General features: G+C 62.5%; 13 protein-coding genes. 2 read left to right on the top strand and 11 right to left on the bottom strand.

Annotated elements, in window-relative coordinates; translation table 11 throughout:
- Window positions 1-9: 9 nt before the first annotated feature.
- The 11 genes from PSH78_RS10790 to iolC all read right to left on the bottom strand — a co-directional run bounded on the left by PSH78_RS10790 (window position 10) and on the right by iolC (window position 13,359).
- Window positions 10-1,563, bottom strand: a complete 1,554-nt coding sequence (locus PSH78_RS10790) for a sugar ABC transporter ATP-binding protein (RefSeq protein ID WP_305500377.1) — start codon at window positions 1,561-1,563, stop codon at window positions 10-12.
- A gap of 73 nt (window positions 1,564-1,636) precedes the next feature.
- Complete coding sequence (locus tag PSH78_RS10785; protein ID WP_305500376.1) at window positions 1,637-2,560, bottom strand: sugar ABC transporter substrate-binding protein; 924 nt, start codon at window positions 2,558-2,560, stop codon at window positions 1,637-1,639.
- Window positions 2,561-2,613: 53 nt separating this feature from the next.
- Complete coding sequence (locus PSH78_RS10780) at window positions 2,614-2,814, bottom strand: hypothetical protein (RefSeq protein WP_305500374.1); 201 nt, start codon at window positions 2,812-2,814, stop codon at window positions 2,614-2,616.
- Between the two features lie 94 nt (window positions 2,815-2,908).
- Window positions 2,909-3,961 carry a Gfo/Idh/MocA family oxidoreductase gene (locus PSH78_RS10775; protein ID WP_305500372.1) on the bottom strand — a complete coding sequence of 351 codons (1,053 nt, stop codon included), beginning with the start codon at window positions 3,959-3,961 and terminating at the stop codon, window positions 2,909-2,911.
- Between the two features lie 61 nt (window positions 3,962-4,022).
- The gene (locus PSH78_RS10770) at window positions 4,023-5,033 is read right to left on the bottom strand and encodes a Gfo/Idh/MocA family protein (protein ID WP_305500370.1); all 1,011 of its coding nucleotides are present in this window, start codon (window positions 5,031-5,033) and stop codon (window positions 4,023-4,025) included.
- A gap of 29 nt (window positions 5,034-5,062) precedes the next feature.
- Entirely contained in the window at window positions 5,063-6,994 is a 1,932-nt protein-coding gene (gene iolD, locus PSH78_RS10765; RefSeq protein ID WP_305500368.1) for a 3D-(3,5/4)-trihydroxycyclohexane-1,2-dione acylhydrolase (decyclizing), read from the bottom strand.
- A gap of 150 nt (window positions 6,995-7,144) precedes the next feature.
- On the bottom strand, window positions 7,145-7,966 hold the full coding sequence (locus tag PSH78_RS10760; protein WP_305500366.1) for a TIM barrel protein: 822 nt from the start codon (window positions 7,964-7,966) through the stop codon (window positions 7,145-7,147).
- A 33-nt stretch (window positions 7,967-7,999) separates the two neighbouring features.
- Window positions 8,000-9,502 carry a CoA-acylating methylmalonate-semialdehyde dehydrogenase gene (locus PSH78_RS10755; protein ID WP_305500364.1) on the bottom strand — a complete coding sequence of 501 codons (1,503 nt, stop codon included), beginning with the start codon at window positions 9,500-9,502 and terminating at the stop codon, window positions 8,000-8,002.
- Window positions 9,503-9,531: 29 nt separating this feature from the next.
- Entirely contained in the window at window positions 9,532-10,341 is an 810-nt protein-coding gene (gene iolB, locus PSH78_RS10750; RefSeq protein ID WP_305500362.1) for a 5-deoxy-glucuronate isomerase, read from the bottom strand.
- Entirely contained in the window at window positions 10,338-11,231 is an 894-nt protein-coding gene (iolE, locus tag PSH78_RS10745; protein ID WP_305500361.1) for a myo-inosose-2 dehydratase, read from the bottom strand. The genes iolB and iolE overlap by 4 nt, the downstream gene beginning before the upstream one ends.
- 190 nt (window positions 11,232-11,421) lie before the next feature.
- Window positions 11,422-13,359 carry a 5-dehydro-2-deoxygluconokinase gene (gene iolC / locus PSH78_RS10740; protein WP_305500360.1) on the bottom strand — a complete coding sequence of 646 codons (1,938 nt, stop codon included), beginning with the start codon at window positions 13,357-13,359 and terminating at the stop codon, window positions 11,422-11,424.
- A gap of 311 nt (window positions 13,360-13,670) precedes the next feature.
- Between iolC and PSH78_RS10735 the strand changes: the two genes are divergently transcribed.
- On the top strand, window positions 13,671-14,591 hold the full coding sequence (locus tag PSH78_RS10735) for a MurR/RpiR family transcriptional regulator (protein WP_305500359.1): 921 nt from the start codon (window positions 13,671-13,673) through the stop codon (window positions 14,589-14,591).
- A gap of 34 nt (window positions 14,592-14,625) precedes the next feature.
- Entirely contained in the window at window positions 14,626-15,237 is a 612-nt protein-coding gene (locus tag PSH78_RS10730) for a glutathione S-transferase N-terminal domain-containing protein (protein WP_305500357.1), read from the top strand.
- The last annotated feature ends 106 nt before the right edge of the window (window positions 15,238-15,343 follow it).

Genomic DNA, 15,343 nt, shown 5'->3' with positions numbered 1-15,343 from the left:
GGACGGGTATCAGGACAGGCCCGACGCCAGTTGCATGACTCGTTCCTGGGTCGCTTCGCTACGGTCGAGAGTCCCCATCAGGTCACCCTCGTGCATCACCATGACCCGGTCGCTCATGCCGAGCACTTCGGGTAGCTCGGAGGAAATCATGATGACTGCCATGCCTTCGCTGGCGAGGTAGGAAATGAGTCGGTAGATTTCCGCCTTGGCGCCCACATCGATGCCGCGGGTCGGTTCGTCGAGGATCAGGATGCGCGGGTTGGTCATCAGCCAGCGAGCCAACAATGCTTTCTGCTGGTTGCCGCCGGACAAGGTGTCGATGCATTGCTCGAGGGACGGCGTCTTGACCCGCAGTTTCTTGCACATTTCTTCGCACAGCGCACGCAGGGCTTTTTGCTGGATGAAGCCGTTGCCGACGTAATGGGGCAGCACCGCCATCTCCATGTTTTCCAGCACCGACAGGCACGGGAACAGCCCGCTGAGCTTGCGGTCTTCGGTCAACAGGGCGAAGCCCTTCTCGATCGCCATGTGCGGATCGGTGATGCGCACCGGCTCGCCGTCCAGCAGGATCTCGCCGCCGGTGGCCGGGGTCACGCCAAAGATGGCCTCGGCGACGTTGGTCCGGCCCGAGCCCATCAACCCGGCGATGCCGAGGATCTCGCCGGCATGCAGGTCGAACGACACGCCTTTGAAGATACCGTCCAGGCTCAGGTCGCGTACCGACAGCACCTGATCGCCGATGGGCTTGTCCCGCTCGGGAAACAACTGGCTCAACTCGCGCCCGACCATCATCGAAATCAGGCTGTCGCCGTCCATGCTGTCGGCCCGTTGCAGACCGATGTAGGCCCCGTCACGGAACACCGCCACCTCATCGGCGATGGCGAACACTTCGTTCATCTTGTGGGTGATGTAGATGATGCCCTTACCCTGGGCCTTGAGGTCGGCAATGATTGAAAACAGATGCGCGACTTCCGTCTCGGTGATGGCCGAGGTCGGTTCGTCCATGATCAGGATGTCCGAGTCATACGAAACGGCCTTGGCGATCTCCACCATCTGCCGCTCGGCGATGCTCAGGTTGCCCACCTGCTCCTCGGGGTCGAGCTTGATCCGCAGGCGCTCCAGCAGGCGCGCGGTGCAGCGGTGCATCTCACCGTGGTCGATCATGTGCAGGCCGTTGAGCTGCTCGCGGCCGATCCAGATGTTCTCGGCGATGCTCATGTGCGGCATCAGGTTCAGTTCCTGGTGGATCATCGCGATCCCGGCCTGCAAGGCCGCCAGGGGCGTGTCGAAGGTGATCGGCTTGCCGCGCAGGCGCAGCTCACCGGCATCCGGCTGGTAGATGCCGGCGATGATTTTCATCAGCGTGGATTTGCCTGCGCCGTTTTCGCCCATCAAGGCCAGCACCGAGCCGGGGCGCACCCGCAGTTGCACGTCGGACAGCGCCACCACGCCGGGAAAGCCTTTGCTGACGTTGACGACTTCCAACAGGTACGGTTCGTCGGGTAATGCGCCCGGCTGGAAAGTCGCCGCCGGGACGCTCGTAGCAGTCGCTGATGCGAACATGGTCAGGTACTCCCTCGGCAAGGTCGGCGCGGCGACCTTGCCTGTTTATTGTTGTGATGGAACGGGTGGGACGTCACTTGAACTGATCGACGTTCTCCGGCGTGATCAGGCGATAGGGCACCACGACGGATTCCGTTTTCTCGCCCTTGGCCATTTTCACCGCCGTGTCGATGGAGCCATCGGCCTGGCCCTTGGCGTCCTGGAACACTGAGACCGCCATGTCGCCTTTCTTGATGGCGTTCAATCCGTCCGGCGTGCCGTCGACCCCGGCAATCAGGACGCTGCCCTTCTCTTTGCCAGCGCCCTTGAGCGCCATGGCCGCGCCGATGGCCATCTCGTCGTTGTTGGACACCACAGCCTGGAAGTCGCGGCCCTGGGTCAGCCAGTCATTCACCAGGGTCATGCCCTTGTCCCGCGACCAGGTGCCGGTCTGTTCCTGTTCGATCTTGATGCCCGGGTACTTGGCCAGCACTTCCTTGACGCCCTTGGTGCGGTTGGTCGTGGAGTTGTTGGCCAGGTCGCCCAGCAGAATCACGATGTCGCCCTTGCCGCCCATCTTGTCGGCCAGGTATTGCATCTGCATGCGCCCGGCTTCCAGGTCATCGGAGGCCACGGTGACCACCCCTTCCGGCAACTTCGGATCGTCCGGGCGACGGTTGACGTACACCAGCGGGATGCCGGCGGCGACCGCGGCCTTGGTGATGCGCTGGGTCGCGGCGGTGTCAACGGGGTTGACGATGAGCGCATCGACCTTCTGGCTGATGAAGCTTTCCACCTGGCTCAGCTGCTTGACCACGTCACTGCGGGCATCTTCGAATTGCAGGGTAACGCCGTCCGGCAGGGACTTGGCTTTCTTGTCCATGGATTCGCGCAGGTAGGTCAACCAGGTGTCATCGAACTGGGACATGCTGACGCCGATCTTCAGGTCCGCCAGGGCAACGCCGCTGGCGAACATCAACGACAGGGCCAGCGAGGCAATACGGGTCTTGGTCTTCATGAACGGTCTTTCTCCACATTTTTGTTGGTCTTATGGATAAGGCGTGACGGACTTCAGGAACGCGGCAAACGCACGATCGGTGCGCCGGGCATGCAGCACACCACGGCGCCCTTGCGCTGGATGCACAGGGATTCGATAAAAGGAAGGATTGCGGACAGGCGCAAGGGCAGTGGCAGGTGAAACGCAGAGCGGTTGAAGGTTTTCATCGACGGTACCTGGCTGTGTTTCTTGTTTTTGTTTAGTTCGTCGTTCATTCAAGCCGAGCCTGGATAAACGCGAACAGGGTTGTCGGTCACCTGGAATCGACTTTATTGGAAAATATTTTCCATATCAACTGATTTTAGAATTTTATTCGTTTTTTGTTCCATGACCAACGGGCGTGGATAAACACACCACGTTGCCCTGCTCCGCGCTCTGCCTTGCAGCGTCCAGGACGCGGGTCGTGGCCAAGGCGTCGCGAGCGGCGACCGGCAGCGCCCCGTCGCCCTGCAAGGCAGCCTGGAGGCGCTGGTAGAACGCCAGCCAGCAACCGCGTTCCGAGGCCACGCGTTCGCGCTCGGCACCGTGTTCGAACCAGCCCCAGCGCCGGTGCTCCTCGGCGCCCCAGCGCTCGCCTGCGGTGGCCGGGCTCAATCCCGCCAACGCCTGGGCTTCCTGCCCGTCGAGGCCTTCGACGGTATAGCAGCCTTCGCTGCCACTGACCCGAAAGCGTGGGCGCGGCGCGTCCTGCAGGCAACTGCCGCGCAAGTGCGACACTATGCCGTTGGCGTGGGCCAGCGACATGAAGAAGCCGTTGTCGTAGGCTTGGTCCGGCTGGCGATAATCCAGCTCGGCGTAAACCCGCATCACCGGACCAAACAATTGCAAAGCCTGGTCCACCAGATGGCTGCCCAGGTCCCGCAGGAATCCGCCGCCACTGCTCTTGCCCACCGAGGTCGGTGAGTAACGTTCGACGCTGGATTCAAAGCGGATCACCTGCCCCAGTGCGCCGGATCCGAGCAACTTGCGCACGGTCAGGAAATCCGAATCCCAGCGCCGGTTCTGGTACACGCTCAACGGCACATTGCGCCGTTCGGCGGCCAGCACCATCGTTTCGGCCAAGGCGGCATCAAGGGCGAAAGGCTTGTCGCTGACCACCGCCACGCCGTGCTCGATGGCTTCCAGCACCAGCGCCGGGCGCGCTTCCAGCGGCGTGGACACGACCACCGCATCGACGCCGGCCGCCACCAGTTGCGCAAGGCTGTCGAACGCTTGGGCCTGTGGATGCTCGCTTGCCAGTTGCTGGCGTCGCTCGGCAGAGCGGGTCACCACGCCGACGAAGGTAGCCCCCGGCAGACTGCTGATCAGCGGCGCATGGAAAAAACGCCCGCCCTTGCCGTAGCCTACTAATCCGATTCGCATGAAAGCCCCTTATCTAGATGCAACTCCCACAGTTTGACTGCATGCCCAAAGCGCAACTCGGTCAGCCGTAGAACCGTGGCCGCTCGGGCAGCTCGACCTTGACGATCTGCCCGCTCTGCTGCGCTTCGATACACGCGTCCGCCGCCACCGCCGCGGCGAACCCATCCCAGGCCGAGGGGCCGCCGACCTGGCCGGCGCGCACGCCGTCGATGAAGGCCTGCAGTTCGACGTCGTAAGCGCCGATGAACCGGTCTTTCCAGTCCATCAGGATCGCATTGGAAAGCTTGGCGCCGCTGCGCAGTTGCACCTGGGACGGTTCTGGCAGCCTGGCGATGCCGGTCTCCCCCACTACTTCGCACTGGATGTCGTAGCCGTACTGGCAATTGACGAACACTTCAACGTCGATCCTTGTGCCCTTGGCGGTTTCCAGCAGGACGATCTGTGGATCGCGCAAGTGCGCCAGGGCCTTGCTGGTCTTGCGTGGAAACACCACCTGCACCGAGACGTAGTCGTCGGCCAGCAGCCAGCGCAACACGTCCAGCTCGTGAATCAAGGTGTCGGTGATGGCCATGTCAGTCTTGTAGTTTTCGCCCACGCTGGGGTTGCGGTGGGCACAGTGCAGCATCAACGGCTCGCCGATCTGGCCGCTGTCGATCACCGACTTGAGTGCCCGATAACCTTCGTCGTAGGGGCGCATGAACCCCACCTGCACCAGGCGTTTGCCGTGGGCCACTTCGGCTTCGACGATCCGGCGGCAACCTTCGGCGGTAACGGCCAACGGCTTTTCACAGAACACCGGCTTGCCGGCCGCGATGGCCGCCAGCACGAATTCTTCATGACTCGGGCCCCAGGACGTGACGAGGATCGCCTCGACGTCCGGCGCCTTGATCAGTGCATGGCCGTCGGGATAGACCTCGGCGGTCAACTTCAGGTCGGCCACCACTTTCGCCGCCTGCACCAGGTTGATGTCAGTCACCGCGACGACCTGGCTGTTGAGCAACGTCTGGCTGCAACGACGGATATGGTCCTGGCCGATGGCCCCGGTGCCGATGACGCCCAGCTTCAAAGACATGTGGAACTCCTTTCGTAGGGTTGGGGCAATCAGTATTGACGGGCCTTGGCCAGTCGTTCGTTGAGGGTCTTGGCGACGGCATCGGTACGGGCGCTGGTGGAGACTTGCGCCACGCCGACCCGCCACCACGACAGGTACTTGTGGATCATGGTCTTGGGCAGGACCTTGATGTCGATCAGCGTCGAGACCGTCTGGAGTCGGGCGTCGGCCAGCGCGGCGTGCAGCTCCTCCAGCGTCTTGACCTTGTAGGTCTTGCAACCGTAGGCCGCCGCGCTCATGGCGAAATCCACCGGCACGAAGGCGCCGTCGAGCTTGCCCGTCTCGGGGTTGCGAAAGCGGAACTCGGTGCCGAAGCTGTCCATGCCGTGCTCCATCTGCAGGTTGTTGATGCATCCGAACGTCATGTTGTCCAGCAGCACCACATTGATCTTGCGACGCTCCTGGATCGAGGTGGCAAGTTCGGAGTGCAGCATCATGTAGGAGCCATCGCCCACCAGCGCGTAGACCTCTTTGTCCGGCTCGGCGAGCTTCACGCCCAGGGCGGCATTGACCTCGTAGCCCATGCACGAATAGCCATACTCGACGTGGTAGGTGTTCACGCCCTTGCTGCGCCAGCTGCGCTGCAAATCACCCGGCAGGCTGCCGGCGGCGGCGACGATGACGGCGTCATCGGCCAGGGTTTCGTTGAGGGTGCCGAGCACGCGGCTCTGGGTCAGGCAGGAGCCGGTGAGCTCGATGAACTCGCGAAACACCGCCGGGTCCATGTGGTCGTTGATCTCGGGGACGAAGTCATCAGCCTGGAAATCAGCCTGGTAGACCCGGTCCACTTCCGCCTGTAACTGCGCCTTGGCATCGGCGATCTGCCCGCCCCATTCGGCGCGATAGTCGCCCATCGCGGCGGACAAGGCCTCAAGTCCCGAACGCGCGTCGGCGAGCAATTGCACACCGTCGAGCTTCAAGGCATCGCATGGGCTGATGTTGAGGTTGAGAAACTGCACCTCGGGATGCTGGAACAGCCATTTCGACGCCGTGGTGAAATCACTGTAGCGGGTGCCTATGCCGATGATCAGGTCCGCTTCCTTGGCCAGCAGGTTCGCCGCCAGGCAACCGGTTTCGCCGACGCCGCCGACGTTCAATGGATGACTGGAGAGCACGGCGCTTTTGCCCGCCTGGGTTTCGGCGAAGGGAATGTCATAACGCTCGGCGAAAGCCTGGAGCGCGGCGTTGGCGCCGGAATACCTGACGCCACCGCCGCAGATGATCAGCGGCCGGCGCTTGCCCTTGAGCAGCGCCAAGGCATCGCCGAGCATCGCCTCGGTGGCCGGGCGACGGTCGATGCGGTGGACACGTTTTTGCAGGAAATAATCCGGGTAATCGTAGGCTTCGGCCTGTACATCCTGGGGCAGCGCCAGGGTCACCGCGCCGGTTTCGGCCGGGTCGGTGAGCACGCGCATCGCCTGGATCGCGGCGGTCATCAGTTGCTCGGGGCGGTTGATCCGATCCCAGTATTTGCTCACGGCCTTAAAGGCATCGTTGGTGCTGATGCTCAGGTCATGGAACTGCTCGATCTGCTGCAGCACCGGGTCGGGTTGGCGACTGGCGTAGACATCGCCGGGCAACAGCAGCAAAGGAATGCGGTTGGCCGTCGCGGTGGCGGCGGCGGTCAGCATGTTCGCCGCACCGGGGCCGACCGACGAGCTACAGGCGTAGATCCTGCGCCGTAGGTGCTGCTTGGCAAAGCCGATGGCGGCATGGGCCATGCCCTGCTCGTTGCGGCCCTGATGGACCACCAGGTCGCCACTGTCCTGCTCCAGCGCCTGGCCGAGGCCCAGCACGTTGCCGTGGCCGAAAATGGTAAACACCCCGGCGACGAACTTGCTCTGGACGCCATCGACCTCGATGTACTGGTTATCGAGGAATTTCACCAGGGCCTGGGCCATGGTCAGTCGTGTTGTGGTCATGCTTGCACCTTTTCAAACGCAACTCGGTCAAGTGTGGGAGCGAGCTTGCTCGCGATAGCGGTGTATCAGGCAACTGATGTGTTGAATGGGCTGATGTCATCGCGAGCAAGCTCGCTCCCACAGGGGGGCTCCATTGTTTTGGGGATCACCTCAAGTCTGCGAGCTTTGCAGGTGGCTCATACTCGCCCCCAGCGCCTGGCGGATATCGGCCAGTTCATGGACGCTTTCGGCAAACGGCTCGAAGGACAGGTAGCCTTCATAACCGCCAGCGCGCAGCGCCTCGATCTGCGCGGCGTTGCCAAGAATGTCGGCGTCGCCCACCAGCACCCGATGACCGTCGCGAATGGTTGCCAACGGAGCCTGCGCGTCCTCGACGCCGGAGATGTGCACCAGCCCGGTCAGCTCGGGAAAAAATTCCTTCTCGCCGGCCAGGTGATGATGAAAGGTGTCATGCACCAGGCGGAACACATCCAGCCCGCCGATGGCCTTGATCGCTTCCACCGCCGTGCGTTTACGCCGCAGCGAGCACTCTTCGAAACCCAGCGGCTCGATGAAGCCGTAGATGCCGAAGGCGCGCAGGATCGGCGCCAGCTCGCTGAGCGCGGTGCGTAGCCCCGCCGCGCGTTCGGCGGCGTTGCGCGGGTCGGCGCGGTCGTTGAGCGGGCACATCACCAGCCCCTCGGCGCCGCACTCGCGGGCGTAATCGGCCAGGCGCACGGCCTGGGCGCGGCGCTCTTCGTTCCACACGTCGAACGGGTACAAGGCATTGATGGACAGCACTTTGACGCCGCGGTCCTCACACAACTCACGGACCCGGGCCGGCGGCATGCCGTCTTCGATCTCGACGCCCTTGAGGTCATTGCGGATCTCGATGGCATCGGTTTTCAACGCCAGCGCCAGGTCGATGAAAGCGGGCAGCGACAGGCGCGGGGCAACCATTCGGTTCAAGGCAAAACGCAGGGGCTTGTTCATTGTTGTTCTCCCTCCGGCATTCATGGAAATGGGTTATTGAGCAGTGGGCATGCTGAATTCGGGACCCTTGGCGATGCTGTCCGGCCAGCGCTGCATCACGCTCTTGTAGCGACTGTAGAAGCGCAGGCCTTCCTCGCCATAAGCGTGGTGGTCACCGAACAGCGAGCGCTTCCAGCCGCCAAAGGAGTGCCAGGCCATGGGCACCGGAATCGGTACGTTGATACCGACCATGCCGACCTTGATGCTGCGGGCGAATGCCCGGGCGATGCCGCCGTCACGGGTAAAACACGACACGCCGTTGCCGAATTCATGGGCGTTGATCAGCGCGACCGCCGTGGCGAAATCCGGCACACGAACGATCCCCAGCACCGGGCCGAAAATCTCCTGCCGGTAGATGCTCATCTCGGCAGTGACCTGGTCGAACAGCGTCGCCCCGACAAAGAAGCCCTGCTCGGCCCCGGGCACCTTGAAGCCCCTCCCGTCGACGATCAGCCGCGCGCCTTCGGCCACTCCGGCATCGATGAAACCTTCGACCTTGGCCTTGTGTTCGGCGGTCACCAGCGGCCCCATGTCGGTGCCGGGCTGCTGGCCATTGCCGACTTTCAACTGGTCGATGCGTGGCAACAGCCGAGCAATCAATTCATCCGCGACGTCACCCACCGCCACGGCGATGGAGATCGCCATGCAGCGCTCACCGGCCGAGCCGTAGGCCGCGCCGATCAATGCATCCGCCGCCTGGTCGAGGTCAGCGTCGGGCATGACGATCATGTGGTTTTTCGCCCCGCCCAGGGCCTGCACGCGCTTGCCGTTCGCAGTGCCTTGCTGGTGGATGTATTCGGCGATGGGCGTCGAGCCGACGAAGGAAATCGCCTCGATATCCGGGTGCTGCAACAGCGCATCGACCGCCGTCTTGTCGCCCTGGACCACGTTGAACACGCCATCCGGCAGCCCGGCCTCGGTCAGCAACCGAGCCATCAGCAGACTGGCGGACGGGTCGCGCTCCGAAGGCTTGAGAATGAAGCAGTTGCCCGCCACCAGCGCCAGGGGAATCATCCACAGCGGCACCATCACCGGGAAGTTGAACGGCGTGACCCCGGCACAGACGCCGAGTGGCTGGCGCAGGTTCCAGTTGTCGATGCCGCCGCCGATGTTGTCGCTGAAATCGGTCTTCAGCAGGCTCGGCGCACCGCAGGCGTACTCGACGATCTCGATCCCACGGGTGACTTCGCCGTGGGCGTCGGAGAGTACCTTGCCGTGTTCGCGGCTGATGATCTGCGCCAACTCGTCGTGGTGGCGGTCGAGCAGTTCCTTGAACTTGAACATCACCCGGGAACGGCGCAACGACGACTGCTCGGACCAGCCGGGAAAGGCCGCCAGCGCCGAAGCCACCGCTGCCTCGACGGTACCCGGTTCGGCCAGCGCCACCCGGGCCTGTACCGTGCCGGTAGCGGGATTGAAGACGTTGCTGAACCGCGCGGCGTCGCTGCTGTGCACCTGACCGTTGATGTAATGGCCTATTACCGGGGTGTCGCTCATTGTCCTGGTCTCCGTTGGAATGTTCGAATTCAGAGGTCGAGCAGCCAGCTATGCTGCGGATCGTTATGGAATTGCCAGACCCGCTTCGGACCGGCCATGACGTTCAGGTAATACGACTCGTACCCGTAGGGCACGCTGACCGGGTGGTAACCCTTGGGCACCACGACCAGATCGCTGTTTTCCACGGCCATGGCCTGGTCGATGCTGCGATCGTCGGTGTAGACCCGCTGGAACACGAAGCCCTGGGAGGGGTTGACCTGGTGGTAATAGGTCTCTTCGAGAAAGCTCTGGTGCGGCAAATCGTCGGTGTCGTGCTTGTGCGGCGGATAGCTCGACGAATGCCCCGACGGCGTGCGCACTTCCACCACCAGCAGCGAATGGGCCGGCTCGCTGTCCGGCAGGATGTCGCAGACGTAGCGGGTGTTGGCGCCCTTGCCGCGCACGCTGCGCTTCATGCTCTCGGGACGGATCAGCCGTGGGCCGTACTTATTCGGCGCGCCGCCCGGCGCGGCGCACACCGCCACTTGCACATCGTTCAACGCGGTGATCTGGGCCTGGCTGCCGGGCGGCAGATACGCGGCGTAAGGGGATTTGTCCTCGAATACCGACTGGCGATCGCCGAGGTTGTCCCAATCGAAGGCGCCCTGCCCCGGTGCTTCGCCCTTGAGGTTGATGCGGCCGCTGAGCAGTACCACGCACAATTCCCGGTCTGCGGCGGCCACCGGCAGGCTTTCGCCAAGGCTCAAGCGGTAGGCGGCAAAACCGACGTATTCCAGCGCGTCGCGTGGCAGTTCAACCATGGTCCGGTCGCTGGGATTGCTCTTGATCAGCAGGCTCATGGCGCAGTTCTCTCCTGCAACAGGGCACGCAGGGTGTCGTAGCCCTTCTTGGCATAGATATAACTCGGCGCCACCGCCGGGTCCTGCTCGGCTTCCACCACCAGCCAGCCCTGATAATCGGCAGCCAGCAGGACGTCGAGCAACGCGGCGAAGTCGATATCGCCGTCTCCAGGCACGGTGAACGTGCCGTTGATGATGCAGTCGGGAAAGCTCCAGAGGTTGTTGCGCGCCAACTGCACCACGGGTTTGCGCACGTCCTTGAAGTGCACATGGCAGATGCGCTCGATGTGTTTGCGCAGCACCTGCAGCGGTTCGCCGCCGCCCATGTAGCAATGGCCCGAATCGAACAAGAGGCCGACCTCGCTGCCGGTCAGCGCCATCAGCTTGTCGATGTCCGAAGGCGATTCAACGTAGGCGCCCATGTGGTGGTGGTAGGCCAGGCGCACGCCTTGGGACAAGGTGAAGCGGGCCAGCTCGGTGAGCTTGTCGGCATAGGCCTGCCAGGCTTCGTCGGTGTGAAAGCGTGGCCGCTCGAGCAACGGAATGCGCTGGCCCTGGATCGAATCGGCCACTTCGCCATAGACCAGCACCGTTGCGCCGTTCTGCGCCAGCAGCTCGACATGGCTGGCGATCGCATCGATTTCCTCGGCCGCCGAACGACGCGCCAAGCGACTGGAATACCAGCCGGAGACCAACGCCAGGTCGTAAGGGCGCAACACGTCGCCGACGCCCTTGGCGTCCTTGGGAAACTTGCCGTTGAGCTCGAAACCTTCGTAACCGATTTCCTTGCCTTCGCTCAACGCCGTGCTCAGCGGCGTCTCGCCGCCCAACGATGGCAAGTCGTCGTTGCTCCAGGAAATCGGGTTGATGCCAATTCGAATAGCGGGCATGGCTGCACCTTTTGTTGTTTTCTCTAATGTCCAACCGATCACCTGTGGCGAGGGAGCTTGCTCCCGCTCGGCTGCGAAGCAGACGCAAAAACCAGTGGCTACGGTTTACCTGTCGAATCGGGGTAGCTGACCTCGGGACTGCTTCGCAGTCCAGCGGGAGCAAGCTCCCTCGCCACAAAAGCCCTGTATCTCAGGCACGCGCAGCGCGCCAGGCCTCGATCAATTCCACAAACCGGCCCTGCACATCGCGGATCAGCGTTTCATCATCGATCTCCCCGGCCAGCCAGGCGCGGCTCGGTTCCTGGAAGATCGTCCGGCCCACGGCAAACCCTCTGCAAGTGCTGCTCTGGCTGGCCTGGCGAAAGCCTTCGGCCAACGCGGCGGCGGGGGCGTTGAGGCCCAGCAGCACCACGCCACGGCAATACGGATCGCGCTGCTGGATCAGCTCATCAAGTTGCTTCCACTCATCGCAGGTCTGCGCCTCGATTTTCCACCACGCCGGGAAAATACCCAGGTTGTAGAGCCGCTTGAGCGCGCGATACAGCACGTCCGGATGAGCCGAGGGATGATCCTTGGGCGGAATGACTTCCAGCAGCAATTCATGACCGCTGGCCTGGGACGCCTTGTACAAGCCCAGCAACTGCGCTTCCTGCTCCAGGCGCAGCAGCGGTTCATCGTCAGGATGAAATTGCACCAGGCATTTGATGATCTGCTCTTGTGGCCAGGCAATCAGGTTGCTCCCGATGGAACGGCCGTGTTCGAACGCCAGCGGTCGCGAGCCCTGCACCTCCACCGGCCGCGCGATCCACCAGCCACGCCCGGTGGCCGCATTCAGGGAATCCTGGCCGAAACGCTGGTCGGCCAGCAGACCGACATCCGCCTCGATGCCCTGGCGTTGCAGGTCAGCCTCGACCCGCTCCACGGCCTGGATGAACAGTTGCTTGAGCTCGCCGATGCTGTCGAGGCCACGACCGCCCCGCTGGGCCAGTTCCACCAACTGCCAGCGATGGTCAAAGGCAAAGATGAACAGCTGTTTCCAGACCCTGCGCGGCACGCTGACCTGATGCAGCCGTTGCAGCACGACATCCTGGTCAGGACGGGTGATCGGCGCCGGGCTGGCAAACAGGTAATCGAGCTCGGCCCGGGTCGGCATCGCCGGGGCGCAGGCATGACGCGACACCACCAACCCGCCACAGGCGTTGGCCAACTGGCAGCAGCGCTCATCGCTGGCGTCCTCCAGCCAACCGGCGAGGAAACCCGACATGAACGCGTCGCCCGCGCCCAACACATTCAACACCTCGACCCGCACGCCGGGGTAAATGGCGCCGTCTTCCAGGCGGTTCGGGATATCGCCATGGATCACCGTGCAACCTTGCGGGCCGAGCTTGACCACCAAAGTCGCCGCCGTCAGCGAACGCACGGTACGCAGCGCGGTCAGCAGATCTTCGCTACCCCCGGCGATGAGAAATTCTTCTTCAGTGCCGACGATCAGGTCGAAACGCGCCAGGATGCCTTGCACGTGCTGGCTGACCTTGCGGTCGGCGACAAAACGGGTCTCGCCATCGGCCTTGGGCGCCAGGCCCCAGAGTACCGGGCGGTAATCGATATCGAGGATACGTTTGACCTGGTGCGTCTGCGCATAGTCCAGCGCCTGGATGCTGGCCTGGTAGACGCTGTCGGTGGAGAAGTGCGTGCCGGTGATCAACAGCGCCTTGCTGGAGGCGATGAAGGCTTCGTCGATGTCCTCGGCCCGTAGCGCCATGTCCGCGCAATTTTCACGGTAGAACACCAGGGGAAAGGTCTCGCGGTCCTTGATGCCGAGCAAGACCATGGCCGTCAGTCGCTCGGGGTCGACCTTGATGCCGCTGACGTCGCAGCCTTCGCGCAGCAGGGACTCCACCAGGAAGCGCCCCATATGATCATCGCCCACCCGGCTCAGCATCGCCGACCGCAGCCCGAGACGGGCCGTGCCAAAGGCGATGTTGGCAGATGAGCCACCGAGGTACTTGGCGAAGCTCGAGACATCCTCAAGCCGCGCACCGACTTGCTGCGCGTAGAGATCGACGCCCAGGCGCCCCAGGCAGATCACATCCAATTGACGTCCACTGGCAAAACGAGTCTGGCCCATGCTGGCTCCTGTTATTTTTATCAGCCTGCGCTTGACGCCGGAACCGACGCCAACGCTTTGGTGAATGCAGACTAAAACGAGCGAACGGCAATAATCAATATTTTTTCCATAAATTTTTATCGTGGAATATTTTTTCCAATAGACTGTTACTTGGCCGGACCAGACGCGGTGCATCGTTTCAGCATGGCTTCCAACTGCGCGCGCTCATGATTTTCTCCGCGCCTACGCTGTAGACTGCGACCAGCCAACCTATTGTCGAGGACGACCCGTTTCCCAGGGCGTCCTATAAGAACAAGCCAGAAGGATTTTCTATGACCCGCCCCGATCTGCCGGTGCCGTCCGAGAGCGCGTCCGAACCCGCCCTCCCCAGCCCACCGATCAACGCCGAGCGGCTGCTGCAACTGATCACCGAGGAATACGAAGGCCTGCCGCGCCAGCTCAAACGCATCGCCAGCTACATGAGCCAGCAAAGCGACCGGATCATGGTCGATCGCATCAGCGACATCGCCCGGGAGTGCGAAGTGCACCCCTCGGCCATCGTGCGTTTTTCCCAGCGCTTCGGCTTCAGCGGGTTCAGCGAAATGCAGGCGCTGTTTCGCGAGGCGTACACCCACAAGACCACGCCGGTGCAGAACTACCAGCAACGCATTCGCAGCATGATCGCCAACAAGTCGCAGAAGGCCAGCGCTGGCGATCTCGCGCGCGAATGTGTCAACGCCACCCTGTCGGGTATCGAGCGCCTGGGGCTGGAACTCGACGACGAGGCGTTCGAAAAAGCCGTCGACCTGGTGGTCAACGCCGACAACATCTACGTCGTTGGTGTGCGGCGCTCGTTCGCGGTGGCCGATTACCTGGTCTATAACCTTCAGCACACCAACAAGCGTATTCACCTGGTGTCGGGCCTGGGCGGCAGTTATCGCGAGCAGATGCGCAGCGTCCGGGCCAATGATCTGGTCATCGCCATCAGCTTTACCCCGTACGGCAAGGAAACCCAGCACTGCCTGCGCATCGCCCAGCATCACCAGGCCAAGACGCTGATCATCACCGACAGCAACCTGTCGCCCCTGGCCAAGCGGGCCAATGCGGTGCTGCTGGTGAACGAAGGCAGTTCGTTCGCCTTTCGCTCGTTGAGCGCCACCCTGTGCCTGTGCCAGGCGCTGTTTATCGCCGTGGCCTACCGGCTTGAACTCAAGGTTGATGAAATCCACGAACAGGTCGGATTCGAAGATTGAGCCCGGCCTGAAACAAACCGCTGAAGGAGAAGCCATGAAACTGATCGGCATGCTGGACTCGCCCTATGTGCGACGCGTCGCCATTTCCGCGAAACGCCTGGGGATCGCCCTGGAACACCAATCGGTTTCGGTGTTCAGGCATTTCGAGCAATTCCAGGGCATCAACCCGGTGGTCAAGGCCCCGACCCTGGTGCTGGATGATGGCTCGGTGTTGATGGACTCGACCTTGATCATCGATTACCTGGAAACCTTGGCTGGGCCCGGGAAAAGCCTGATGCCGAGCGATCCGGGGCAACGGCTGCAATCGTTGCAACTGATCGGGTTGGCGTTGGCGGCGTGCGAAAAATCGGTACAGATCTATTACGAACGCACTTTGCGCCCAGCACAAATCCAGCATGAGCCGTGGCTTGCGCGGGTGTCGGGCCAGTTGCTGGCGGCATATGGCGAGTTGGAAAAGGCATTGGTGAAACAACCATTGCCCACCGATGGCTCGATCGACCAGGCCGGCATTAGCGTCGCGGTGGCATGGACCTTCACCAACCTGTTGGTGGCCGATCAGGTGCAAGGCAAGGCCTTCCCACAGATCAGCGCGTTTACCGCTTATGCCGAAGGCCTGGAAGCGTTTGTCAGTACACCGGTGGAATAACCTTCCACAGTACAAAAACTGTGGGAGCGAGCTTGCTCGCGATGACAGCACACCAGTCACTATCGATGTCGACTGTGCTGACGCGATCGCGAGCAAGCTCGCTCCC

The organism is Pseudomonas sp. FP198, assembly GCF_030687895.1.
Classification (GTDB): Bacteria; Pseudomonadota; Gammaproteobacteria; order Pseudomonadales; family Pseudomonadaceae; genus Aquipseudomonas.
The sequence above is the reverse complement of the archived record's forward strand: the minus strand, read 5'-3'. Positions and strand labels throughout refer to the sequence as shown.